Raw genomic sequence first — 23,762 nt, forward strand, 5'->3', positions numbered from 1 at the left:
GACCGGCCGTGTCATCGACGAAGCCGCACCGCCGTTCCGGGGCCGCCGATCAGGATGATCGGCGCGCGGCGATCACCCGCCGCTTGACCCGGCGCACCACATTCGCCGCCCGCGTCCGCGCACGGGGTCCGACCTTGGGCACGGGCGCCGCGAGCACCATCGCCGCGATCGTGTCGAGCGCGACGTCGAGCACCTCGCCGTCCGACGGCGGCGGCACGTCCCCGGCGTCGTGTTCGGGCGACACCACCAGATCGTCGAGGTCACCGACGACGTCGTAGCCGGCGTCGCGGACCGCCGCGACCATCCGCCGGGACTCCCCCGCCGCCCACTCCCGGCTCTTGTCCGAGAGTCCCTGCGGCGGGCCGGACGGTGCCTCGAACAGGATCTCCCCGATCACCTGCCCCTTGATGATCCGCTCGTATCGGCGCCACTCGATGACGTCCGGCTGCAGGCGGCGGTTGAGGCCGCGCAGGAACTCGGCCTGCGGCGCGGACAGCGAGCTGTTCAGGCTGGGGACCGGGATCGGCAGCGGGACCGGATCGATGTTCATCACGCGCAGGAACCGATCCCAGAGCGTGTCCCCCGACGCCGCCCCGCGGGGCGGCACCGTGACGATGTGGACGCGCTCGGGTCCGACGACACGCGACCAGCGTTCCAGGATGCCGACGTAGTCCTGGAACTCCCAGAACGGCTCCTCGTCGACCTCGTCGGCCGGGGCATCGTCAGCGGGGGTATTGACGACGACGGGACCGCCGGTCCGGCGCCCCTCGGAAGCGAAGGCCACCGAATCCACGAACTCGTCGAACGACGCCCGGCGCTGGTTCTTCACGTTCTCCTGCCACACGGACGGGAGCTGGCGGCCGAGGTCGCGGACGGTCGCGATCACGTGGACCTCGTCGGCGAAGGACAGGTCGGCCATCAGCCGTTCGATCTGGTCGACGGTCGCGGTGCTGTACAGCTCGTGCGACAGCAACGAGATCTGCGGCCAGGCCCGGATCTGTCCGAGGAGCGTCGGCCAGGTGCCGGCGAAGGCGGGATCGACCCAGTCGAGGTATCGCTCCGGCTGCAGGTGCACCGCGGCATGGAAGTGATCGGAGATCACGTTGCCCGGGTACAGCAGCCCGGAGGACTGCAAGGCCAGGTCGCGGTTTCGCCAGAGGCGATCCTGGAGGTGTGTGGTCCCGGTCTTGGGAAGGCCGATGTGTACGTAAACGACGGACATGATGGGTCCACCGTAGACATAAGTTCACGATGATTCTTATTGGCCGACGCGGCGGCCCGTCGTTCCCGACGCACGGATTTTGGCGGGCTGACCCCGGCTGGTAATGTTGTGCGCTGTCGCGGTGACGCCGTGGATATACTTCACGCGCCGACACCGCCCGGTGCGAGTTCAGCCCCCAGGGCCGACCGCCCGACCCGAACGGACAGACATATCCACCAGCAACGACAGAGGTAACACGCGTGGCAAACATCAAGTCTCAGATCAAGCGCAATCGCACCAACGAAGCGAACCGCCAGCGCAACCAGTCGGTGAAGTCGGCCCTTCGTACCGCGATCCGCAGCTTCCGTGAGGCTGTCGAGTCCGGCGACAAGGCGAAGGCCGCCGAGCTCGGCCAGACCGCCAGCCGCAAGCTCGACAAGGCTGCCAGCAAGGGCGTCATCCACGCCAACCAGGCCGCCAACAAGAAGTCGGCCATCGCCCTCGCGGTCAACAAGCTCTGATCTGACGCCGACCCCGGTCGGTCCGACGGTTGATCCGTCGCCACATCTCCATACCTCGATCACCCCGGCAGCATCCACGCGGTTGCCGGGGTGATCGATGTTTCTGTCTGGCGCCCTACCGCTGGTAGAGCCGGTACGCTTCCCCCGCTGGTTGAGCCGGCCCCGAGCGGAGCGAGGCGCCGAGTCGAAGCCACTCTCGCGCCCCAACTGAAGTCCGGCCCCGACGATCAGCTCCGCCGACGCCCGTCCGGCCGGAGGTCGGCGACCATGGCGACGGCGTGGGTCAGGCTGTAATCGGGGTCGGCGGCCTGTCCCTTCACATCCGCGTTGAGCGCGGCGACCACGCCGACCGCCCGCGCGATCGACTCCGCATCCCACGCCTTGGCCTTCGCCTGCACGTTCTTGACCCGGTTGGGCGGCATGCCGAGTTCGCGGGCCGCATCGAAGTGGTTGATCGACCCCATGGGCCGGATGCGCGCGATGGCGTGGACGGCCTCGGCGAGGGCGTCGGCCAGCAGCACCCGCGGCACGCCGTGGTGCAGTGCCCAGGCCAGGGATTCCAGCGCGCCGGCACGGTCGCCCGTCACCGCCCGGTCGGCCACCTCGAAACCGGTCACCTCGGGACGGCCCTGGTAGTACAGGCGCACGGTGTCGCGATCGACCTTGCCGCCGGTGTCGGCCACGAGTTGCGCACACGCGGCGGCCAGCTCGCGCAGTTCCGATCCGACGCCTTCGACCACCTGCTCGACGACATCGGCGCCTACCTTCACGCCCAACGATCGGAACTCGTTGCGCACGAACGTCATCCGCTCCGACGGCCACTTCGGGGCGGTCGTCTCGTGTTCAACGGCCCCGGCCTTCTTCAACGCGGGGACCATCGACTTCGCCCGGCCCCCGCCGTGATGGATCACCATCAGCGTGATGCCCTCGGGCAGCGACGACGCGGTCGCGGCGATGAGCGCGGCCGGCTCCTTGCCCGCGTCGGCGGCGGCCTCGACGACAACGATCCGCTCTTCGGCGAAAAGCGACGGACTGAGCAGCTCCGCGAGTTCGTGTTCGCTCACGTCGCCGGCACGTACCCGGGTCACCGGCACCGGGGTGCCCGCCGCTTTCGACGCGGCGTCGACCACGGCCGAGATCACCCGGCCGGTGAGGAAGTCGTCGTCTCCGAGCAGCAGGTGCAGGCGATCGGTCACGGCGACAATGGTGCCAGACGGCGCCGACACGATCACCGGACCGCCGCCCGGCCAACTGAATACGACAAAGTGGACGGGTCCTGTGGGCGAGTGAATCCGGTCGATCGCGGGCCGTTACGGTGAGCTTCTGCCATCGGCCCACCGACATTCGGAGGAGTTGCCCGCGTGACTGTCGAGCATCCCGGCACCGACACGGGTGCCGACACCGACGAGGGATACCAACGCGGGCTCACCGCCCGCACCGTGCAGATGATCGCCATCGGCGGCGCGATCGGCACCGGCCTCTTCTACGGCGCGGGTGGCGCGATCGAGAAGGCGGGACCGGCACTCATCCTGGCGTACGCGCTCGCCGGCCTCGCGATCTTCATCGTCATGCGCGCTCTCGGCGAACTCCTCATCTACCGGCCGATCTCCGGCGGCATCAGCGAGTACGCCGACGAGTTCCTCGGACGGTTCGCCGGTTTCAGCCAGGGGTGGACCTATTGGGCCGTGTGGACGACGACGTGCATGGCCGAGATCACCGTGGCGGGCAAGTACATCAACTACTGGTGGCCCTCGGTGCCGGTGTGGGTCACCGCCCTCATCGCGCGCTCATCGTGCTGTTCGGCGCGAACCTGATCTCTGTCGGGGTGTTCGGACGCGCGGAGTTCTGGTTCTCCGCCATCAAGGTCACCGCCATCCTCGGCATGATCATCGTCGGCATCGGTGTGCTGCTCCCGATCGCCGGGCTGGGGCCCGAGACCGGTCCGTCGGTGACGAACCTGTGGAACGACGGCGGCTTCTTCGCGACCGGCTTCAGCAACGCGATGCTGAGCCTGCAGATCGTCATGTTCGCCTATGTCGGCGTCGAGCTCGTCGGCGTGACCGCGGGCGAGGCGCAGAACCCGCGTGTCACGCTGCGCAAGGCGATCAACACCGTTCCGTTCCGCATCGGGATCTTCTATGTCGGCTCGCTGCTGGTGATCCTCTCGGTCCGCAGCTGGACGGACTTCCAGGCCGGCGAGAGCCCCTTCGTCTCGGTCTTCTCCTACATCGGCATCCCCGGCGCCGCGGGCATCGTCAACTTCATCTTGCTCACCGCTGCCCTCTCGTCGTGCAACTCGGGCATCTACTCGACCGGGCGCATGCTGCGCTCCCTCGCCCACACCGGCGACGCCGCGCGGCAGCTGACCCGACTCTCGAACCGCAAGGTCCCGGCCGTCGGCATCACGCTGAGTGCCGCGGTCATGGGCGATCGGCGTGGTGGTGAACGTCGTCGATCCCGTACACGCCTTCGCCTACATCACCGCGGTGTCGACGGTCGGGATCATCGTCATCTGGTCGACGATCCTGCTGTGCCAGATGGCCTACCGCCGGAAGGTCGCGCGCGGTGAACTGCCGCGCTCGGACTACCGGGTCCCCGGCGCCCCGGTCACCACCTGGCTCGCACTCGCCTTCCTCGCTCTCCTCTTCGTCCTGCTGTTCTTCGATCGCGACGGTCGGATCGCGCTCGTCGTCGGGGCGGTCTGGTTCGCCGCGGTCGGCGTCGGCTACATGGTGTGGAACCGCACCGCAGGCGCACTGGCCGATCGCGAGGTCTGACCGCGGGCAGCCTCATCCGAACGGCGAGGGCACCTCCACACTCGCCCAGCCCACGCCACCAAGGGTGCGCGCGCACGCGACCATCCACCACAGTTCGGGGGCGAGGGCGCGCACCAGTAGTTCACCCACGAGCGCGCCGACACCGTCGGGCGGACCGATCGCGCCGATGAGTGCGGCGAGGGTGCCGACCACGCTGATCACCGCGACCACCGGGGCGACCAGGAGATTCGCGACGATCCCCACCACCGAGAACGTGCCGGTCACCACGACCACGATCGGCGCCGTCACCACCTGCGCGGTGACCGCCATCGCGATCACCTCGGCGACACCGGGCGGACAACGCCACTCGCGCAACCGGTCACGGAGTCGTGGGGCCCACAGCACGATGGCGGCGGTGGCGGCGACCGACAAGGCGAACCCCGGTTGCAGCGCCAGCTCGGGCCACCACAGGAGTCCGCCGACGACCGCCGCACCGAGCGCCGGGAACGCCTGCGCCCGACGAGAGGCGAAGAGCGCCAACACACCCACCGCGCCCATCAACGCGGCACGCACGACACTAGGCGACGGCCGGACGAGCACCACGAATGCCAGGATCACCACCAGCCCGACGACCGCGGCCGCCCGCGGTGGCACACCCACACTACGAACCACGAGAAGCGCTGCCCCGCAGACGATCGCGAAATTGCTGCCGCTCACCGCGGTCAGATGGCTCAGGCCGGCGTCGCGGAAATCGTCCCGCAGGCCGTCGTCGAGGGAGCTCTCGTCGCCGAGCACGAGGCCGGGCAGGAGTCCGGCCGCGTCCTCGTCGAGCGCCCGCGCGGCCAACACCTGCAACCGTTCCCGGATCGCACCGGCCACCTGCTGGTGGGCGGGCGGCGAGCCGACGACCCGGGGCTGCTGCGCAGTCAGGGTCGCCACCAGCAGCGAGTGCTCGGGCGGCGGCCGCACCCGCGCGACCGTGAGCACCCGTTGCCCGGGCAACAGTCCCGACCACTCCCCGAGATCCCCCATCAGGTCGGCGGAAGCCGTCGGAAAACGATGCGAACCAACCTGTTGCACGTCGACGCGCAGACGGACGCGTCCGGCCGACGAGGGCCCGACAACCACCGGGTCCCCACGCACGGTCAGTACGACCGTCGACTTCCCGGTCGACGCGGCCAGCGGGTGATCGGAGCGGACCTCCTGCCGGATCGCCAAGGAAGTCGCGCACACCGCGGCGAGTCCGGCCACGACGATGATCAAACCGACCGCGTCCCATCCGAACCGGCCGCCGGCACAGACCAGCGTGCCGACCGAGGCCACCGCGCCCGAACAGATCGCCAGCCCGAGCGTGTACCCGGGCGGCATCACCAGCCCGAACGCCGTCACCGACCACACCGCCACCGCCGGTACCAGCAGGCGGTAGTCCACCCGTCAGACCGTCACGAGATCGCGCAGTCTGGCCAGGCGTGCCGGACCGATCCCGTCGACCTCGGCCAGCTGGTCCACGGAGCTGAAGCGCCCGTTGCGATCCCTCCACGACAGGATGGCCTTCGCGGTCACCGGCCCCACCCCGGGCAACTCGTCGAGGTCGGCCTCGGTGGCGGTGTTGAGGTTCACGAGTCCGCCGGTGGCCGGCGGACCACCCGAACCGCCGGCGGGAGCACTTGCATCTGCCGGGGGTGCACCCGCGGGTGCGGGTGGCGCGCCCGAGGCCCCGACGACGGCACTGCGCAGCGACATCTCGCCCTGCCCGCCCGCGTAGCCGACGAGGATCTGATCGCCGTCCCGGAGGACCTGCGCGAGGTTCAGCGACAGCAGATCCGCGTTCTTGCGCGCGCCCCCCGCCCGGTCGATCGCGTCGGCGACCCGCGCCCCGGGCGTGAGTTGCACCAGACCCGGCGCGTGCACCAAACCGACGACACTGACCACCATCTGCGCCGGGGTCGATTCGGTCGGCACGGCCGGCGGCGTCGACGGGTCCGACATCGACGAGGTACCGGCCACCGCACCGAAATCCACGACCGGCGCCGACTCCGACCCGCGGAACAGTCCGAAGGCCGCGACGGCACAGACGACGACACCGACCGCGATCAGCGCGAGAGCTGCCGGTGGCGCGACCGCGAAGCGCCGCCGAGGGATGGGATCGTCGTCGGAGTCATCGTCATCCTCGGCACCGTCGCCCCCGACACTGTTGCCGCCGTCGGCGTCCGTCCGTCGACGCTGGGTTCGCGCCGTCGTGTCGAGCCACGTCGGCATCCCGCCGATCCCCCACCCGGGATGCTCGGGTTCCTCGACGGGGCCGAGCGGGTCGTCGATGTCCGGCGCGAGCGGCGGCGACTCGGGGTCGATGCCTGCCGTACCATCCCGTCGGCCCGGCAGATCGGCCACCGGCGCCAGCCGGTCCAGCGGGTTCCGCCGTCCTGATGCGCTCATGACGCCACACGCTAGGTCGCACAGCCGCCGCTGCTCCGCACGCGAACCGCGGAGCCCGCGATCTGTGGACGATCACCGCGAGCTGTGGATGACGCCGAGCCCGGGGGGCCGACCTCTAGGACTCGCCGAGACCCTCGATCGGTTCGAGGTGCGCGGCGATCACGACGCCCACCGCGCCGGGGCCGACGTGGGTGCCGAGGATGGGACCGAGATCGACGGTCAGCTCGGAGGTCACCACCCGCAGCCTGGCGTGGACGGCCGCGCGCAGTTCCTCGGCCACGTCCGGGCTCTGACAGTGCTGGATGCCGACCGTGACCGCGCGGCCGCCCGCGGAGTCGGCGGCCGCATCGACCATCTTGTCCAGCGCCTTGGAGAACGTGCGATGACGTTCCTTCAGCGTCAGGGTCCCGTCGACCATGTGCAGGATCGGTTTGATGGACAGCGCCGATCCGAAGAGCTTGCCCGCGGCGCTGATCCGGCCACTGTTGCGCAGATTGTCGAGCTGCTGCACACACAGCAGCGAGTCGACGGTCGCGGCCTGTCGGATGGCGGACTCGTACACGCGGTCCCGGTCGGCTCCCCCGGCGGCGGCCTGGGCAGCCGCGACGGCGGTGAAACCGACTGCGAGACCGACAGATCGGGAATCGACGACCCGAACCTGCCCGGAAAACTTCTCCGCGGCCATCCGCGCCGAACTCCAGGTCCCCGACAACCGGCGCGACATGTGAACGGCGACGACGCCAGCGCCCTGACTCGCCTCGAGCGCGGACTCGAAATGTTCGGAGAGGTCGTTGGGGTTGGCACCGGAGGTGGTCACGCCCGGCGTCGTCACGATGTCGGCCGGGATGTCGTCGACACCTTCGCGGTAGTCCTCGTCGCCGACGGCGAGGTGCAGTGGGACCTGCCGAATCCCGTAGTGCTCGGTCACCGACCGCGGCAGTCGGGACGAGGAGTCTGTGACGACGACGACAGGCACGCGTCTACGTTAACGGGTTCACGCGCCGGGCCTCCACGGGCGTCGGGGTCGGGCCCGCGGCGTCGCGATTCGCGCGCCGCCGGACGGCGTCGACGACCGGGGCGACCAGGTCGGCGATGCCCCGATGGCACGAGAAACCCCAGTGGATTCCGTCGGGATTCATCTCGGCGGTGTCGTCGTCGAAGGCGTCCCTGGTGACCGGGTAGAAGTCGACACACGGTAGGCCGTGGCTCGACGCCCATCGCGACATCGCCGCGGTCGTCGGGATCCGCCCGGCATGGACGTTGCCGTAATACGGACTGCGGTGGGTGGGCGGCAGGCACACGACGATCGGGAGGTCCGGACGCAACTGGGCGAGCGCCGCGCGGATCTTCTCCAGGTACTCGATCGTGACGTGCGGCGGCAGCGCGAGCGGCCAACCGAGGTGCGACCCCCGCGGTTGTATCCACGCATAGGCCGCGCGTATTCGCTGCCGCAACCCGTTCGGCCTGATGTAGCGGATCTGCTCCCGGAAAGCCGTCGGAAGCGGCGAGGGCAGCGTGTCCATCCCTCCGAATGCGAGCACGACGACGTCGGCGCGGGGCACGGTGGCCCAGATGTTCGGGTCCTGGGTGAGGGCCCACCAGACGTCCCGGCTCGTCCACCCGATCCGGCCGAACAGCCGCACCTCCGAACGCGTCGCAGCGCCCACGAGCATCGGCCAGATCCGAGGGTCATCCGCGGGCAGACCGCCCTGCGGACCGTAGTACGCGAGCGAGTCGGACAACACCAGCACACATCGCTCCCGCGCATCGGCAGCGGATGGACCGGGTCCGGCGGCCTCGGTCATCGGCGGACGTCGCTCACTGCACCGCCGGGTCGGAGTCCTCGGCGGACGCGTTCCACACGTCCAGGCGCCACCGCGGCAGTTCGCCGGGCATGCTGTGCCCCGACAGCTGCACCCAACTCGTGTTCGCGAGCCCCCCGAAGACGGGCCAGTTCTCGACCGGCAGCCCGAGCAGCGCCGCGGTCATCGCCGCGATCACTCCCCCGTGGGCCACCAGCACCACCGGCGCCTCCGGGTTGTCGCCGACGCCCCACTCCGGCAGCAGCTCGATCAACTCGTCGACCAGGGGGGTGGAGCGGCGGGCGACGTCGACGCGGCTCTCCCCACCCGGCGGCGTCCAGGTCGCGTCATCGCGCCAGACGGCGCGCGCGCCCGGCATCGCGGCATCGACGTCGAGGTGCGTCAGACCCTGCCACTCACCGAGGTGTGTCTCCCGTAGGCGTACGTCGGTGGTCACCGGCAGACCGGTTCGATGCGCGAGTGCCTCGGCGGTGTCGCGGGCCCGCCGCAGGTCCGACGACCAGATGACCACCGGTTGCCGCTTGGCGAGCTCGACCGCCGCCGAACCAGCTTGCCGGACACCGAGTTCGGACAAGTCGGTGTCGATCTGGCCTTGCATCCGACTCGCCGCGTTGTACTCGGTCTGCCCGTGCCGCAACAGGATCAGGCGCCGCACCACCGGGGTGAGACGTTCGACGGCGGTGTCGTGTGAGTCGGGACCGCCACTCACGACAGCCCGTCCACCTCGACCACCGGGCAGTCCTTCCACAGACTCTCCAGCGCGTAGAAGCGTCGTTCATCGGTGTGCTGGATGTGCACCACGATGTCGGCGTAATCGAGCAGTGCCCAACGACCTTCGCGCGTGCCCTCGCGCCGCAGCGGCTTGTGGCCGGCCTCCCGCAGCTTCTCCTCGACCTCGTCGACGATCGAGTTCACCTGACGCTCGTTGTCGGCGGAGGCGATCACGAAGGCGTCGGTGATCACCAACTGCTCCGACACGTCGATCACCGTCACCTCATGGGCGAGCTTCTCGGCCGCGGCCAGGGCGGCCACCTTGGCCATCTCCAGCGCTTCAGCTGACGCAGTCACACTTGTCCTCTCATTCGGTCACGGCCTGTTCGCCCAGGTCGCGGCCCAACCCGTCGGTATCGCCCTGCAACTCCCCGGGAGGAATTTCCTCGGGCGGGAGCCGCTCGGGGCGGTTGGCCCCCGGAAGCGCCGGGGCGGAGACACCGGGCGACGACGCCCGGGGCGCACGATACAGCTTCCGCTTGGCGATGTACTGCACGACGCCGTCGGGCACCAGGTACCAGACGGGCCGACCCTGCAACGCGCGCGTCCGGCACTCGGTGGACGAGATCGCCAGCGCCGGGATCTCCAGCAGATGCAGGGTGTCGGCGGGCATGGCCTCGAGATGGTGGGCCAGGTGCGTGGCGTCGAGCTCGTACCCCGGGCGGCTCACGCCGACGAATCGGGCGAGGCCGAACAGCTCCTCCCAGTCCTGCCACGACAGGATGGATTCCAGCGCGTCGGCACCGGTGATGAAGTACAGCTGGGCTTCCGGAAGCAGCGCTCGCAGGTCGCGGAGCGTGTCCACGGTGTAGGTGTCGCCGTCGCGGTCGATGTCGACACGACTGACGCTGAACTGCGGATTCGACGCGGTCGCGATGACCGTCATGAGGTAGCGGTCCTCCGGCGGGCTCACCGTCGTCGCCTCGCCGATCTTCTGCCAGGGACGGCCGGTCGGGACGAAGATCACCTCGTCCAGCGAGAACCGGTGGGCGACCTCGCTGGCCGCGACGAGGTGCCCGTTGTGGATCGGGTCGAACGTGCCGCCCATCACGCCGATACGGCGCGCACGCGGGCGGTCGGGTGACATGGACGGTCAGTCTACGCGTCGAGCACTGATGCGAATCGGCAGCGCTGGTCAGATCGGCAGGAGGTCGGCGATGACCGTGCCCAGTTGTGTGGCGTTCCGGCATTCGAACATGTCGATCACGTCCGCGTAATCGGTCGCGACCGAGTCACCCGTGCCCCAGTGCTGCTTGGCCTCCGGGTTGAGCCAGTAGGCGTGCCGGGCCCGTTCCACCAGTTCGGCGAGCGCGTCGGCGTGCGGATCGTGATAGTTGTTCCGCCCGTCCCCGAGGATCAGCAACGCACCCCGGTGGGTCAGCGTATCGCCGTAGTCGGCGACGAACCCGGCCAGCATGTTGCCGTAGTCCGAGTGACCGTCGCGGGTGGAGATCCGCGCGGTGGAGATCATGTGGTGCATCGCCGCACCGAAATCCTCTTCGCCGTGGTCGAAGTAATCGGTCACCTCGTCGACGGTGTCGACGAAGGCGAACACCCGCACCTTCGAGAACTGTTGCCGCAGTGCATACACCAAGCGCAACGTGAACTGACTGAACCCGGCCACCGACCCCGAGACGTCGCAGATGATGATGAGTTCGGGCCGCCCCGGTCGGGGCTTGCGGTGACTGAGTTCGATGGGCACCCCACCGGTGGACATCGAGGCGCGCAGCGTCTTCCGGACGTCGACCGCGCCGCGGTGAGCGCGCCGTCGCCTCGTCTCGAGCTTCGCGGCCAGCAATCTGGCCAGTGGTTCGATGGTCTTGCGGATCTCCACCTGTTCTTTGGCACCCGCCGACAGGAAGTTGACGTTCTCCGGTAACGGGGGCACCGCATAGGCACCGACCTTCTCGCGGCCGTTGCGGTCGGCCATGCGCCGCTGGGTCTCTCGCTCGATCGCCGCACGCAGATCGTTGGCCTTCTGGCGCGCCGCCTGCCGGTAGAGCGGTTCCGTACCGGCCCGCCCGCCGTCCCCGTCGCCATCCCCGGCCATGGCCGCCGCGATCTTCGCGATCAGTGTCTGCGGACTCACCGCGGTGATGGCCTGATAGGCCGAGAACGCCTCGCCCCGAGTCGATCCGTAACGCCCCAACTCGTCGACGATCATCGCGATGGCCTGGTCGAGCCGGCCGTCGTTCGCCGACGCGTCGTCGGCGAGCATCTCCGCCAGCGCGTCCCGGACCGCCTCGACATCGAGCTCGCCGTCGGGGGTGCGCGGAAGATCCTCGGTCACGGTGCGCATTCCGGCGCCGACCGGGAACCACAGGTCGAAGACCCGGTCGAACACACCGCGATGGGCGTGATCGACGAGCAGTGTCGTCGCGAGCCCCTCGCGTAGACGGGGGCGTTCGAGGAGGTCGAGGACCTCCATGGCACTCGCCGCATCGATCAGCGCCGACGGCCCGACCACGATCCCGCGACGACGCAACTCGTCGACGAAATCGGTGAGGTGCGCGACGAGCGGAGCCGTCATCAGCCCAGCTTGAGTTCTTTGAGAGCCGTCTTGAGGTCCGGCCGGTGCTTCAGCACGACACCGAGCGTCCGCGCTATGAGTCCGTCGTCGAATCCGCCACCGCTCTTCGCCGTGGCCTTCTCCCCGGCTCCCAGCGCCAACAGCGTGTTCGCCCAGTCGATCGTCTCGGCCACCGACGGCTTCTTGCGGATGTCGAGTGTGCGCAGGACACCGACGATCCGCACCAGCTCGGCGCTCAGCGAATCCGACAGGTTCGGCACCCGCGACGCGAGGATCTCCTTCTCGCGCTCGGCATCCGGGAAGTCGATGTAGAGGTACAGACAACGACGCTTGAGTGCCTCGGACAGTTCACGGGTCGCGTTCGATGTCAGCAAGACGATCGGACGACGCTGAGCGGCAACGGTTCCCATCTCCGGGATGGTGATCGCGAAATCGCTGAGCACTTCCAGCAGCAGACCCTCCATGTCGACGTCGGCCTTGTCGACCTCGTCGATGAGGAGCACGGTGGCACCCTCGCGCGAGATCGCCTTGAGCAGCGGCCGCGGCAGGAGGAACTCGTCGGAGAAGATGTCGGCCTTGGCCTCATCCCACGCGCGGTCCCCCGTCGCCTGGATGTGCAGGATCTGCTTGGCGTGATTCCACTCGTACAGCGCGCGGGCCTCGTCGATGCCCTCGTAGCACTGCAGGCGGATGAGTTCGGCATCCGTGGCCGCCGCGATGGACCGGGCGAGTTCGGTCTTGCCGACACCCGCCGGCCCCTCGACCAGCAACGGCTTGCCGAGACGGTCGGCCAGGAAGGTCGAGGTCGCGGTCGCGTCGTCGGCGAGGTAACCCGTCGCGCGAAGGCGACCGACGACGTCGTCGACACCCTCGAACGACGGCACGACGGCCGGGCCCGAGCCGGTGTATCCCGCGGTCCCCGCGTCCGGGGTCGTCGCGCTCATCAGGCGGGCCGCACGTGGCCGTTGCCCCAGACCACCCATTTGGTCGAGGTCAGTTCCGGCAGACCCATCGGGCCGCGGGCATGGAGCTTCTGGGTGGAGATGCCGATCTCGGCGCCGAAGCCGAACTGCTCGCCGTCGGTGAAGGCGGTCGATGCGTTGACCATGACGGCGGCGGCATCCACCCGCCGGGTGAACTCGTCGGCGGCCGCCAGGTCGGTGGTGATGATCGCTTCGGTGTGGCCGGTTCCGTAGGTGTCGATGTGGGCGACCGCGGCGTCGAGCCCGTCGACCACCTTCATCGCGATGTCCATCGACAGGTATTCCATGGACCAGTCGTCCTCGGTGGCCGGCTCCATACCCGGCTCGTCGCCGTGGATGACCACGCCCTGGGTCTGCAGCACCGAGGTGATCCGCGGCAGCGCGTCGGCCGCGACGGCCTTGTCGATGAGCACGGTCTCCGCGGTGTTGCAGACACTCGGCCGGCGGGTCTTGGAGTTGAGGATGACACGCGCCGCGACATCGAGGTCGGCGAGTGCGTGGACGTAGACGTGGCAGTTGCCGACGCCGGTCTCGATCGTCGGGACCGTCGCATTCGACACCACGGCCTCGATGAGGCCCGCGCCGCCACGGGGGATGACCACGTCCACGAGTCCGCGCGCCCGGATGAGCGCGGTCACGCTGGACCGATCGTCGCTGGGCAGCAGCGACACCGCATCCGCGCTGACCCCCTTGGCCGACAGGGTCTCCCGCAGCACGCGCACGAGTTCGGCGTTCGACGACGCGGCCGACGACGAGCCACGCAGCAGCACCGCGTTCCCGGACTTGAAGGAGATCCCGAACGCATCGACGGTGACGTTGGGGCGCGCTTCGTACACGATGCCCACGACCCCCAGGGGCACGCGCAGCTGACGCAGCTGCAGCCCGTTGGGGAGGGTCTTCCCCGCAACCACCTCACCGATCGGGTCGGGGAGCACGGCGACCTGCCGCAGACCGTTGGCGATACCGGCCACGCGCGACGCGTCGAGCCGCAGCCGGTCGAGCAGGCTCACCTCGATGTCGGCCGCCTCGGCACGTGCGATGTCCTCGGCGTTCGCGGCGAGGATGGTGTCGGTGGCCGCCTCGATGGCGTCGGCCGCGGCGAGCAGGACCTCGTTCTTGCCCGCGGTCGTCAGACCGCTCAGCGAGCGGGACGCCGACTTGGCGGCACGGGCAAGCCCGAGAACGACCTTCTCGGTGTCGGACTTCTCGGCGCCGGAGCCGCCTTCGGCGACGGACTGCTCTGCGGTGGGTGCGCTCATCAACATCCTCGACTTCGGTGGTTCCGGGCGCAACCGCCCGGACAGTGCCGTTCTCAGAGTAACGCCGCAGTTTCGGAGTCCCCAACGAGATCCACGGTCGGCGCCTCAGGCGAGTGCGAGGAAGAGTTTCTCCAGCTCTGCCTCGGTCAACGGCGGTTGCTCACCGTCAACGGTCTCGATGCACTGCCGCATTCCCGAGGCCACGATCTTGAAGCCGGCGCGGTCGAGCGCGCGGGACACCGCGGCGAGCTGGGTGACCACATCCTTGCAGTCACGCCCGGCCTCGATCATCGCGATCACGCCGGCGAGCTGCCCCTGCGCTCGGCGTAGACGGTTGAGGACGGCACTCATCGCATCGTCGCCGACGGCCACGTGGGGCCTCTTGTCATCGGCCATCGAGGCCTCCTCGCTGTCGTGCACCACCGACGTCCGGTTGGGTGCTGAATTCTTGACGTCAAGATACCCCCATGGGTATGTTGGCCGCCAGACGGATACCCCGAGGGGTATATACGAAAGGAAATCCATGGCGCCGATCACACCTCTGTCCGACGAGGCGACCACTACCGACCCCGCGGGCTCCCCGCCCGGGGGCCTCGGCCGGTGGGGTGCGGCCATGGCCGCGCACGCCCGCTGGGTGTTCGGCGTGTGGCTCCTCGTCCTGCTCGTCCTGGGAGCCGCGGCGCCGTCGGTGTTTTCCGCACTCGCGGGCGCGGGCTGGCAGGCCGACGGGTCGGAGTCCGTGCAGGTCCGCGAGCTGGCTCAGCAACATTTCGGCGGGAACTCGTCGGCAGCGGTCCATGTGGTCGTCCACTCCGAGCGCGACACGGTCGACGGTCCCGCGATTCGAGAGGTGGTCGGCGAGATCGCTGCACTGGCGGGGACGGACAGCCGGTTCGCCCAGGTCGTCCCGCCACAGCCCGGCATGTCGATCAGCCCGGACGGCCACACCGGGATCGTCATAGTGGGCGCGGCCGCCGACACCGACGAGATGGTGCGCGCTGTCGATGAGCACAAGGACGCGTTGATCGCCCTGTCCGGAAACGGGATCGAGGTGTACCCGACGGGTGCCTCGGCCCTGTGGAGCGACTTCAACGAGGCCAATCACGACGCGATGATCAAGGCCGAGCTGTTCTCATGGCCGGTCACGCTGACGATCATGGTGCTCGCCTTCGGGTCGCTCGTCGCGGCCGGTCTCCCATTGTTGCTGACCATCGCCGGTCTCGTCGCATCCGCGGGCGGCCTGGTGTTGTTGAACCAGGTCACCCCGATCTCGGTGTGGGCCATGAACTTCGCGATGATGTTCGCGCTGGCGCTGGGCATCGACTACGCACTGTTCCTGGTGTCGCGGTTCCGCGACTCGGTCCGGGAGCACGGCGACGACATGCGCGCGGCGGTGGCGCAGACGATGGACACCGCAGGCAAGGCGGTGTTGCTGTCCGGCATCACGGTTCTGGTGAGCCTGTCGGCCGTGCTGCTGGTTCCGGCACCGGCGGTGCGCACGATGGCGGTGGGCATCATGCTCGCGGTGGCCTTCGTCCTCGCGGCAACCCTCACTCTCCTACCCGCCGCGCTGGGCGCCCTGAGTGGCCGGATCAACGCGGTCTCGCTGCCGTACGCGCGCCGCCAGCAGCACCGATCGCCGGTGTTCGCACGCTGGGGCGGCTTCCTGCAGCGCCATCCGTGGGCTGTCGCCACCGGCTCCCTGGTTGTTCTCGTCGCGCTCGCGATCCCGGTCGTCGGGTTGAAGGTCGCTATGCCCTCCATCGGCGTCGTCCCGGCCGACGCGCCCGTCCGCCAGGGCTATGAACTCGTGCAGTCGCAGATGGGCGAGGGCGCACCGGGGATGCTGCAGATCGTCGCACCCGCCGACGAGGCGCAGCAGGCCGCCGCGGTCGCGGCGCAGTCCCCGGGGATCACCATGGTCACTCCCGCGACGCCGGCCGCGGACGACTCGGACCTCGTTCTCATGCAGGCTCTTCCGACCGTCGACCCGTCCGCCGGCCAGATGGCCACAATCGTCGACGACCTGCGTGACGCATTGCCCGACGGCGCTCTCGTCGGCGGCGCGCCCACCGAGAACCTCGACCTGCAGCACGCTCTGAACGACTACTTCCCGCTGGTCGTCGCCGTCATTCTCGTCCTCGGTTTCGTCTTGCTGCTGGTGTCACTCCAAGCGCCGCTGATCGCACTCATCGGCACTGTGGTGAGCCTGCTGTCCACCGCCGCGGCGTTCGGCGTCGCGAAGCTGATCTTCCAGGACGGGCACCTGGCAGACCTGCTGGGCTTCACACCTCAGGGATTTCTCGACGGCTGGGCCCCCGTGTTCTTCTTCGCCATGATCTTCGCGATCGCGATGGACTACACCGTGTTCCTCCTCGCCACCGCCAAAGAACACTACGAACGCTCCGGGGATCCATCGACCGCGCAGGTCGACGGCATGGCCCACTCCGGGCGGATCATCTTCGCCGCAGCTGCGGTCATGGTCGCCGTCTTCTTCACCTTCGCCCTGGCCCAACCACTCCCTCCGAAGGAGATGGGGATCATCCTGGGTGTGGCAGTCCTGCTCGACGCCGTCCTGATCCGCCTCACCCTCCTGCCGGCGCTGCTACGCATCACCGGCCGGGCGGCGTGGTGGACACCATCCTGGTTGCGCCGGATCCTCCCGTCGATCAGCTTCAAGCATTGACCTCACCCGAATCGGGTACACGCCCCTTGAGGGCCGACAAGAAAGGACACACGATGTCACTCGCGCTGACCACCACGCTGCCGCACCCCTTCCCGGAGGCGGTCGAACGGACCAGAGCCGCGCTCGCCGATCAGGGATTCGGCATCCTCACCGAGATCGACGTCCAAGCGACGCTCAAAACGAAACTCGACGAGGACATGGAGCCCTATCTGATTCTCGGTGCCTGCAATCCGCCGCTGGCGCATCGGGCGCTCGGCGTCCACCGGCAGATCGGGTTGCTGTTGCCGTGCAACGTCGTCGTCCGCGCCGACCCGGGCAACCCCGACCACACGCTCGTCGAGGCGATGAACCCCGACCTCATGGTCCAGGTCTCGGGCGAACCCGACCTCGAACCGGTCGCACGTGATGCCGCGGAGAAGTTGCGCGCCGCGATCGATTCCCTGACCGCACAGTCCTGAATCCCCTTGCACATCCGCCCGAGACCTCCGGAGTTCTCATGACCCACTTCGATTTCTACTTCGACCCCGTGTGCCCCTTCGCCTGGGTCGCATCGCGATGGCTCATCGATCGGGCTCAGGCACACGATGCCTCCGTCGACTGGCACGTGATGAGTCTGGCCATCCTGAATGAGGACCAGGAGCCGGATTCCGACGAGCAGCGGCAGCAACTCGACACCTCGCGGCGACTCGGACGTGTGTTGATGGCGGCCGTCGACGAGTCCGGGACCGATTCGCTCGAACCCCTCTATTCGGCGATCGGCCGACGGCTCCACCATGTGGGCGACGAGATGACGCCCGCGGCGGTGTCGGAGATCCTCGTCGACACCGGCCTCCCCGCCGGCCTGGCCGAGGCAATGGACGACGAGTCGTTCGACGACGCCCTGCGCGCGTCGCATCAACGCAGTCAGGATGCGCTGGGCGAGGCCGGCGGCAGCCCCATCACCGGGATCGACGGCAACCATTTCTTCGGTCCCGTCCTCTCCGACATCCCGACCGGTGACGAAGCGGACGCACTTTTCTCGTCTCTGGTGACGCTCGCGGGCGTCTCGGCATTCGCACAGGTGAAGCGGCCGGCAGGAGGACCTCCGTCGTTCTCGGACTGATCTCGGCGCGCATCCCGCCCGTCTCCCGCCTACTGTGACGCCGTACAGATGTCCGAAGACGGGAGCGATCGCGAAGTGGCGTGGCTTGTCCTGGTGACCGCGGGTCTGGTCGAGATCATCTACATGGCAGCTCTGGAGAAGTCGAACACCTTCACACGTCCGATGTGGACGGCCCTGTTCATCATCGGGGTGATCGTGAGCATGGCCGGTGTCGCCTACGCGATCCGCTCGATCCCCCTGGGCACGGCCTACGCGGTCTGGGTGGGGATCGGCGCGGTCGGTACCGCGATCTATGGAATCCTGTTCCTGCGAGAACCGGCCGGCCTCGCTCGGCTCGGATGCATCTTCCTCATCCTCACGGGTGTCGTCGGACTGAACCTGTTGCACAACTCGGAGGGCGCGGGGGCGCATTGACGCGGCGGCGCATGGTCGTCAGTCCGCACACCGCAGCGCCTCCGACAGGACGCGTCGGGAGGGTTCGTCGATCGCCAATCCGTATGTAGCCGTGACGATCACGAACTGAATCGCGTACTGGCACCAGAATCCACGGGCCGGTGGCATCCAGCGCGCGGGTTCGGAGTCGCTCTTTTCCTGGTTCGAACGCCCGTCGACGGCAACGAGATTGGCGGGGTCGTTCGCGAAGTCCAGCCGCCGGTCGGGCGGCCACGCCCACGCTCCCATGTCCCAGGCATACGACAGCGGGACGATGTGGTCGATCTGCACCGCCGACGCGCTCCGATCGCGCCGGAAGACGACGAAGTCGCCGGTGTACGGGCTCCGCAGTTCGCCCGCCAGTACGGCACGAGGACAACTCGGCGTCGGGCCGGCTCGGATGTCGTGGAGATCCCGAGCCAGCACGTCGTTACGGGTGTCGCACCCGTTGCCGCCTCCGGGAACGGACCCGGCGTCCGACCAGGCGCTGCCGAACGCGGCCCGGTCGTAATCCTGTCGGTCGGTACGACCCGCACTGATCGGGATCGAGGCGAGCGACGACGCCGCCTGCCCCGCCATCGCCCGAATCCTCGGGTCGGTGTCGGGACCGGCCCGAAAGGCGTCGACGCCGACGGCGACCACCACCGCCGTGACGACGGCGGCGACGAGCACCGCCCACTGCCGTGGCGACCAGGACGGCGAGTCCCGCGGCGTCCAGCGCATCCATCGGATCCGCATGCGGAGTCGTCGCAGCGTCGGCGAACGCATCACCATGCATTCTCAGACGCACGCGGCAACCTTCTGGTTCCGTGTGTCGATCGGCCCGGTACCGGTGTCGCAGAACGTGGCGCCAGGCGCACCGATGCGCGACAACTGGGCTCGGGCCGAGCCGGTCAGGACTTGTCGAGGTACGCGATCTTGTGCGGCACGAGGATTCCGTCGACGAGATCCGCGAGCGGTCGGTGTTCGAGCAGCGTGATGTCCTCGCTCACCACCTCTTCCGCGAGTCCGCGGGCGTCCTCGATGACCTCGACGTCCTCGAGCAGGGACAGGAACCGCAACGACGTGTTGACGCCCGACTGTAGGGACCCGAGCAGATCACCCTCCCGGCGTTGCTCGAGATCGACTCGCGCGAGCTCGAATCCGTCGTTCGAACCGGCCACGGCGCGGAGGCGGTCCATCGACGGCGAGCCGTCCCGGGCATTCGTCATCAGCAGGCACAGACCCGCATGCCGCCCACGTCCCACACGACCGCGCAACTGATGCAGCTGGCTCACTCCGAACCGATCGGCGTCGACGATGACCATCGTGGTCGCATTGGGCACGTCGACACCCACCTCGATGACGGTGGTGGACACCAGCACGTCCACCTCGCCCCGACCGAAGGCATCCATGACGGCGTTCTTCTCGTCGGCGGGTAGGCGGCCGTGCAGGAGCTCCACGCGTCGGTGCGCGAACGGGCCGGCGACGAGGGCCTCGTACTGCTCGAGGACCGAGGTCGGCCGCGGGCCCTTCTCCTCGTTGTCGTCGGACTCGGGTTCGGGCCCGTCGCCGATGCGCGAGCACACGACATAGACCTGACGGCCGGCGTCGATCTCCTCGTTGGCGCGCGACCACACCCGGTCGACCCATGAGGATTTCCCGGTGGGCACCACCGACGTGGTGATCGGCTGCCGGCCGCGCGGCAGCTCCCGGAGGACCGAGGTCTCGAGGTCACCGAAGGCGGTCATGGCGACGGTCCGCGGGATCGGCGTCGCGGTCATCACGAGGAAATGCGGTATCCGCCCGTTGCGGCCCTTGCCGCGCAACACATCTCGCTGCTCCACGCCGAAGCGGTGCTGTTCGTCGATCACGACGAGTCCGAGGTCGAAGAACTCGACCTTGTCCTCGAGGAGCGCGTGGGTCCCGATCACGATCCCGGCCTGGCCCGTCACCACGTCGAGGAGCGTCTCGCGCCGGCCCTTGGTCTTCATCGAACCCGTCAGCAGCGCGAGGCGCGTCGCGCCGTCGGCCGCGGTCAGTTCGCCCGCCTCGGCGAGGTCGCCCAGCATCGTCTTCATCGTCCGGTAGTGCTGTGCGGCAAGCACTTCCGTCGGGGCCAGGATGGCGCACTGGTACCCGTTGTCGACGACCCGCAGCATTGCCAGCAACGACACGAGTGTCTTCCCGGACCCGACCTCGCCCTGCAACAGCCGCGACATCGGCTGCGCGCGGGCCAGATCCTCGGCGAGCTCCTCCCCCACCTCGACCTGACCGTCGGTCAGGGTGAACGGGAGTCGGTCACGCAACTTGTCCTCGAGACCGCCGGGCACGCGTGGACACGGTGGCGCCGACTCGCTCCGCCCCGCCAACCGGCGCTGCGCCAGCACGGTCTGGATGGCCAGCGCCTCATCGAACTTCAGCCGATGGGCGGCGACCTTCACGTCGTCCTCGGCATCGGGCAGGTGGATCTTGCGGATCGCCTCGTCGGTGCTGACGAGACCCCGCGCGCGGCGTTCGGCTTCGGTGAGTGCGTCGGGAATCGGCGCGCTCTCACTCAGGACCCGACGGACCGCGCCGAGGATGTCCCAGGTCTGAATGTTCTTGTTGGCCGGGTACATCGGCAGGATGTCGCGGTCGAACATGGTGACCAGGGGGTGATCGCCGCGCTCTCCGGTGATCTGCTCCTCGATCGCGTACATCTCGGTCAGCATCTTGGAACCGACGACGTCCTCGATCTCCGGATCGCCGTCGGGAAGGATCATCCATTCCGGATGCGACAACTGGATCTGGTCGCGGAAGTACTTGACCGCGCCGGCCATCATCACCCGTGCACCGGGTCGGAACAGCCCCTTGAGGCGGTGGGCGTTGAAGAAGCTGGCCTCGTAGACGTCGTTGTCGTCGGTGACCTTCACCTTGAGGAACGACCCTTTGCGGCTCCTCATCTTGATGAGATCGGACTTGGTGATCCGTCCGACGATCGTCAGCCACTCACCCGGTTCGGGCCGCTCCTGGTCGACCACGTGGCCGCGTCGGATGTACCGGCGGGGCGTGTACCGCAACAGCTCCCCGACCGTGTGCACGCCGACGGTGGCGAGCTGTTCGGCGGGCTTGGTCCCCAGGACGTCGGACAGCGAATCCGACAGTGCCAGTTCGGTCACTCCACACCCACCTGGACGAGATCGGTGCGCTGTCCGGTGCGGTACACCGCCAATTCGATGCCGGGGTAGCTGCGCCGCATCTGCTCCGCGACGGCCTCGAGGGCGGCCTCGTCGACCTCGACGCCGGCAAGCACCGTGACCAGCTCGCCTCCGGTGGAGAGCATGAGGTCGACGAGGGCGGTGCACGCCGACGTCTGATCCGGCGCCACGACGAGCACGTCGTCGCCGATCAGCCCCAGCACGTCACCGACCTCGCTCATCCCCGCCAGCGTCATCATCCTCGTGGTCGCCGACTGCAGCGATCCCCAGCGTGCCCCGGCGGCGGCCTCGGCCATCGCGTAGGCGTCGACGTCGGGGACCTCGCTCGGATCGTGCACGGCGAGAGCGGCGAGGCACTGGGTCATCGACGACGTCGGCAGCATCAGGACCGAACGCTGGGTGGACCGCACCTCGGTGGCGACCGTGACGAGATCCTGCGATGTCAATGCGCCGTTGGCCATGACGACGACATGCGCGCTGTCGGTGTCGCGGATCGCGCGGCCCAGCTCGTGGGCGGAGAGTCCGTCGTCGGCGCGCAGCACGACCGCACCGGCCTCGCCGAACAGTTCGGCCGCGCCGTCACCGGACACGACGACCACCACCGCCCGTTTGTGCCGGGGCGGCGGCTCAGCCGAATCCGCCTGTGCCCGAATGGCATCGAGAGCGAAGCAGGTGATCCGGACATCCGAGAGCTGCCCGATGCCCGCGCCGGCCTCGACCGCCGCACCCGGGTGGCAGGTGTGGACATGTACCGAGAAGCGTTCGCCCTCACCGCTGGAACTGTCGCCGACGATCACCACCGCGTCGCCGAGTTCGTCCAGACGTTCGCGCAGTTCGGCGATCTGCTCGCCGGCCGCGCCGTCGAGGAGGTACATGACCTCGAAGTCCTGGTCGCTCCCGTCGAGGCAACTGTCGTCCGGTCCGTGACCCAGCGTGGTGCTGTCGGTGAGGATGCCCCGGTAACGCCGGCGGCGGTGCGAGACGCCGGTGATGACCTTGACCATGGCGTCCACGATCGCGAGGAAGCCACGCCCGCCCGCGTCCACCACGCCCGCGTTCGCGAGCACCGACAGCTGTTCCGGGGTGCGTTCGAGCGCTTCGGCACAGTCGTCGGCGACGGCGCGCACCTGGTCGGCCGGGGACTCGTGCTCGTGCGCCGCGGCCGATTCGGCGGCGACCCGCACCAGCGTGAGGACCGTGCCCTCGCGCGGTTCACTCACCGCACGGGTCGCCGCGAGCGAACCGAGACGCAGACCCAGCGTCGAGAACTCGGCGAAGGTCAGGGCGTCGGTGTCGCCCAGGATCTCCGCACCGTCCGCGAGTCCGACCAGCACCTGCGAGAGGATGATCCCCGAGTTGCCCCGCGCCTGCGCCACCGCGCCGTCGGCCATCGCGCGGGCGACCTCGGGCAGCGACGCGTCGGGCGGCGTCTTCTCGACCGCCTCGGCCGCGGCCCGCATCGTGAAGAGCATGTTGCTCCCGGTGTCCGAATCGGGGATCGGGAAGACGTTGAGGTCGTTGATCTCGCCGCGCAGCGACTCGAGCTGTTCGACCGAGACTCGGGCCCAATCGCGCAGCAACTGCGGGTTGACGGTGCGGGCGATCACACGGTGGCTCTTTCTCGCAGACGCGGCGCGCGACGTACTGTGCTCTCGCGCGCAACGTGACCGGCTGGTGAGGTTGTGGGCAAGGTTACTCGGGGTGTCCGACCGTGCGGCGCGCCCGAGCGGGACCGGGTGGCGGATCGGCTCGGATTTGGTCACGCCACCACGACCTGGTTATCCTTGCAGGGTTGCCTTTCGCCTCGAGCGCGCACACCCACCGGTGGTGCCGATCGATCCGAGCGGCTGAACACCAGACCATGATCATCTACCAAGGGAGTTCGACGATGGCTGCCGTCTGCGATATTTGCGGCAAGGGCCCGGGCTTCGGCAAGTCGGTGTCTCACTCGCACCGCCGTACCAACCGCCGCTGGAACCCGAACATCCAGTCCGTTCGCGTGGAGGTCGCCCCCGGCAACCGCAAGCGCAAGAACGTCTGCACCTCCTGCCTGAAGGCCGGCAAGACCGCAGCTGTCTGACCT

General features: G+C 68.8%; 22 protein-coding genes and 1 pseudogene. 7 read left to right on the forward strand and 16 right to left on the reverse strand.

Annotation, left to right across the window (positions count from 1 at the left end; translation table 11 throughout):
• Positions 1–49 precede the first annotated feature (49 nt).
• The gene (locus tag LEL84_RS06815) at positions 50–1,222 is read right to left on the reverse strand and encodes a sulfotransferase family protein (RefSeq protein WP_226513648.1); all 1,173 of its coding nucleotides are present in this window, start codon (positions 1,220–1,222) and stop codon (positions 50–52) included.
• Between the two features lie 239 nt (positions 1,223–1,461).
• On the opposite strand from LEL84_RS06815, the gene rpsT reads away from it, so the two are divergent.
• Positions 1,462–1,722: a 30S ribosomal protein S20 gene (gene rpsT / locus LEL84_RS06820; protein WP_004023072.1), complete on the forward strand. Its 261-nt coding sequence runs from the start codon at positions 1,462–1,464 to the stop codon at positions 1,720–1,722.
• A gap of 227 nt (positions 1,723–1,949) precedes the next feature.
• Here rpsT and holA read toward each other — a convergent pair whose 3' ends face one another.
• Complete coding sequence (gene holA, locus LEL84_RS06825; protein WP_226513649.1) at positions 1,950–2,918, reverse strand: DNA polymerase III subunit delta; 969 nt, start codon at positions 2,916–2,918, stop codon at positions 1,950–1,952.
• Positions 2,919–3,083: 165 nt separating this feature from the next.
• Here holA and LEL84_RS06830 point away from each other — a divergent pair.
• A pseudogene (locus LEL84_RS06830) lies at positions 3,084–4,499 on the forward strand (amino acid permease).
• Between the two features lie 12 nt (positions 4,500–4,511).
• Here LEL84_RS06830 and LEL84_RS06835 read toward each other — a convergent pair.
• The 11 genes from LEL84_RS06835 to LEL84_RS06885 form a co-directional block, all read right to left on the reverse strand.
• Positions 4,512–5,909: a ComEC/Rec2 family competence protein gene (locus LEL84_RS06835; protein ID WP_226513650.1), complete on the reverse strand. Its 1,398-nt coding sequence runs from the start codon at positions 5,907–5,909 to the stop codon at positions 4,512–4,514.
• Between the two features lie 3 nt (positions 5,910–5,912).
• A complete protein-coding gene (locus LEL84_RS06840) occupies positions 5,913–6,914 on the reverse strand; it encodes a ComEA family DNA-binding protein (RefSeq protein ID WP_226513651.1) in 1,002 nt (333 codons plus the stop codon).
• Between the two features lie 115 nt (positions 6,915–7,029).
• Positions 7,030–7,890 carry a DegV family protein gene (locus LEL84_RS06845; RefSeq protein WP_058252102.1) on the reverse strand — a complete coding sequence of 287 codons (861 nt, stop codon included), beginning with the start codon at positions 7,888–7,890 and terminating at the stop codon, positions 7,030–7,032.
• 4 nt (positions 7,891–7,894) lie between these two features.
• On the reverse strand, positions 7,895–8,719 hold the full coding sequence (octT, locus tag LEL84_RS06850; RefSeq protein WP_078112910.1) for a diglucosylglycerate octanoyltransferase: 825 nt from the start codon (positions 8,717–8,719) through the stop codon (positions 7,895–7,897).
• A gap of 13 nt (positions 8,720–8,732) precedes the next feature.
• Positions 8,733–9,446 carry a histidine phosphatase family protein gene (locus LEL84_RS06855; RefSeq protein ID WP_065632728.1) on the reverse strand — a complete coding sequence of 238 codons (714 nt, stop codon included), beginning with the start codon at positions 9,444–9,446 and terminating at the stop codon, positions 8,733–8,735.
• Positions 9,443–9,805, reverse strand: coding sequence for a ribosome silencing factor (gene rsfS, locus LEL84_RS06860; RefSeq protein ID WP_004023080.1), 363 nt, complete (start codon positions 9,803–9,805; stop codon positions 9,443–9,445). Before rsfS ends, LEL84_RS06855 begins: the two co-directional genes overlap by 4 nt.
• 10 nt (positions 9,806–9,815) lie before the next feature.
• Positions 9,816–10,595, reverse strand: a complete 780-nt coding sequence (gene nadD, locus LEL84_RS06865; protein WP_068970228.1) for a nicotinate-nucleotide adenylyltransferase — start codon at positions 10,593–10,595, stop codon at positions 9,816–9,818.
• 48 nt (positions 10,596–10,643) lie between these two features.
• Positions 10,644–12,038, reverse strand: a complete 1,395-nt coding sequence (locus tag LEL84_RS06870) for a vWA domain-containing protein (RefSeq protein ID WP_065632726.1) — start codon at positions 12,036–12,038, stop codon at positions 10,644–10,646.
• Positions 12,038–12,982, reverse strand: a complete 945-nt coding sequence (locus tag LEL84_RS06875) for an AAA family ATPase (RefSeq protein ID WP_175401209.1) — start codon at positions 12,980–12,982, stop codon at positions 12,038–12,040. The genes LEL84_RS06870 and LEL84_RS06875 overlap by 1 nt, the downstream gene beginning before the upstream one ends.
• Positions 12,982–14,280, reverse strand: a complete 1,299-nt coding sequence (locus LEL84_RS06880; protein ID WP_058252189.1) for a glutamate-5-semialdehyde dehydrogenase — start codon at positions 14,278–14,280, stop codon at positions 12,982–12,984. The genes LEL84_RS06875 and LEL84_RS06880 overlap by 1 nt, the downstream gene beginning before the upstream one ends.
• A 105-nt stretch (positions 14,281–14,385) precedes the next feature.
• A complete protein-coding gene (locus tag LEL84_RS06885; RefSeq protein ID WP_197414683.1) occupies positions 14,386–14,676 on the reverse strand; it encodes a metal-sensitive transcriptional regulator in 291 nt (96 codons plus the stop codon).
• A 127-nt stretch (positions 14,677–14,803) separates the two neighbouring features.
• Here LEL84_RS06885 and LEL84_RS06890 point away from each other — a divergent pair, with 127 nt between their 5' ends.
• Genes LEL84_RS06890 through LEL84_RS06905 form a run of 4 tightly spaced genes read left to right on the forward strand, consistent with a single transcriptional unit; the run spans position 14,804 to position 18,482 of the window.
• A complete protein-coding gene (locus LEL84_RS06890; RefSeq protein ID WP_068970229.1) occupies positions 14,804–16,966 on the forward strand; it encodes an MMPL family transporter in 2,163 nt (720 codons plus the stop codon).
• Between the two features lie 53 nt (positions 16,967–17,019).
• A complete protein-coding gene (locus LEL84_RS06895; RefSeq protein WP_068970230.1) occupies positions 17,020–17,424 on the forward strand; it encodes a DUF302 domain-containing protein in 405 nt (134 codons plus the stop codon).
• A 38-nt stretch (positions 17,425–17,462) separates the two neighbouring features.
• A complete protein-coding gene (locus LEL84_RS06900; RefSeq protein WP_068970231.1) occupies positions 17,463–18,068 on the forward strand; it encodes a DsbA family protein in 606 nt (201 codons plus the stop codon).
• A gap of 48 nt (positions 18,069–18,116) precedes the next feature.
• Positions 18,117–18,482: a DMT family transporter gene (locus LEL84_RS06905; RefSeq protein WP_336276194.1), complete on the forward strand. Its 366-nt coding sequence runs from the start codon at positions 18,117–18,119 to the stop codon at positions 18,480–18,482.
• Positions 18,483–18,500: 18 nt separating this feature from the next.
• Here LEL84_RS06905 and LEL84_RS06910 read toward each other — a convergent pair whose 3' ends face one another.
• The 3 genes from LEL84_RS06910 to LEL84_RS06920 all read right to left on the reverse strand — a co-directional run bounded on the left by LEL84_RS06910 (position 18,501) and on the right by LEL84_RS06920 (position 23,286).
• Positions 18,501–19,268, reverse strand: a complete 768-nt coding sequence (locus LEL84_RS06910; protein ID WP_388031250.1) for an HNH endonuclease family protein — start codon at positions 19,266–19,268, stop codon at positions 18,501–18,503.
• A gap of 125 nt (positions 19,269–19,393) precedes the next feature.
• Positions 19,394–21,640, reverse strand: a complete 2,247-nt coding sequence (gene recG, locus LEL84_RS06915) for an ATP-dependent DNA helicase RecG (protein ID WP_137808991.1) — start codon at positions 21,638–21,640, stop codon at positions 19,394–19,396.
• The gene (locus LEL84_RS06920; protein WP_068970234.1) at positions 21,637–23,286 is read right to left on the reverse strand and encodes a DAK2 domain-containing protein; all 1,650 of its coding nucleotides are present in this window, start codon (positions 23,284–23,286) and stop codon (positions 21,637–21,639) included. Before LEL84_RS06920 ends, recG begins: the two co-directional genes overlap by 4 nt.
• 281 nt (positions 23,287–23,567) lie before the next feature.
• Between LEL84_RS06920 and rpmB the strand changes: the two genes are divergently transcribed.
• Entirely contained in the window at positions 23,568–23,759 is a 192-nt protein-coding gene (rpmB, locus tag LEL84_RS06925; protein ID WP_004023092.1) for a 50S ribosomal protein L28, read from the forward strand.
• Positions 23,760–23,762: the final 3 nt, after the last annotated feature.

The organism is Gordonia sp. WA4-43 (assembly GCF_020520305.1).
GTDB classification, from domain to species: Bacteria; Actinomycetota; Actinomycetes; order Mycobacteriales; family Mycobacteriaceae; genus Gordonia; species Gordonia hongkongensis.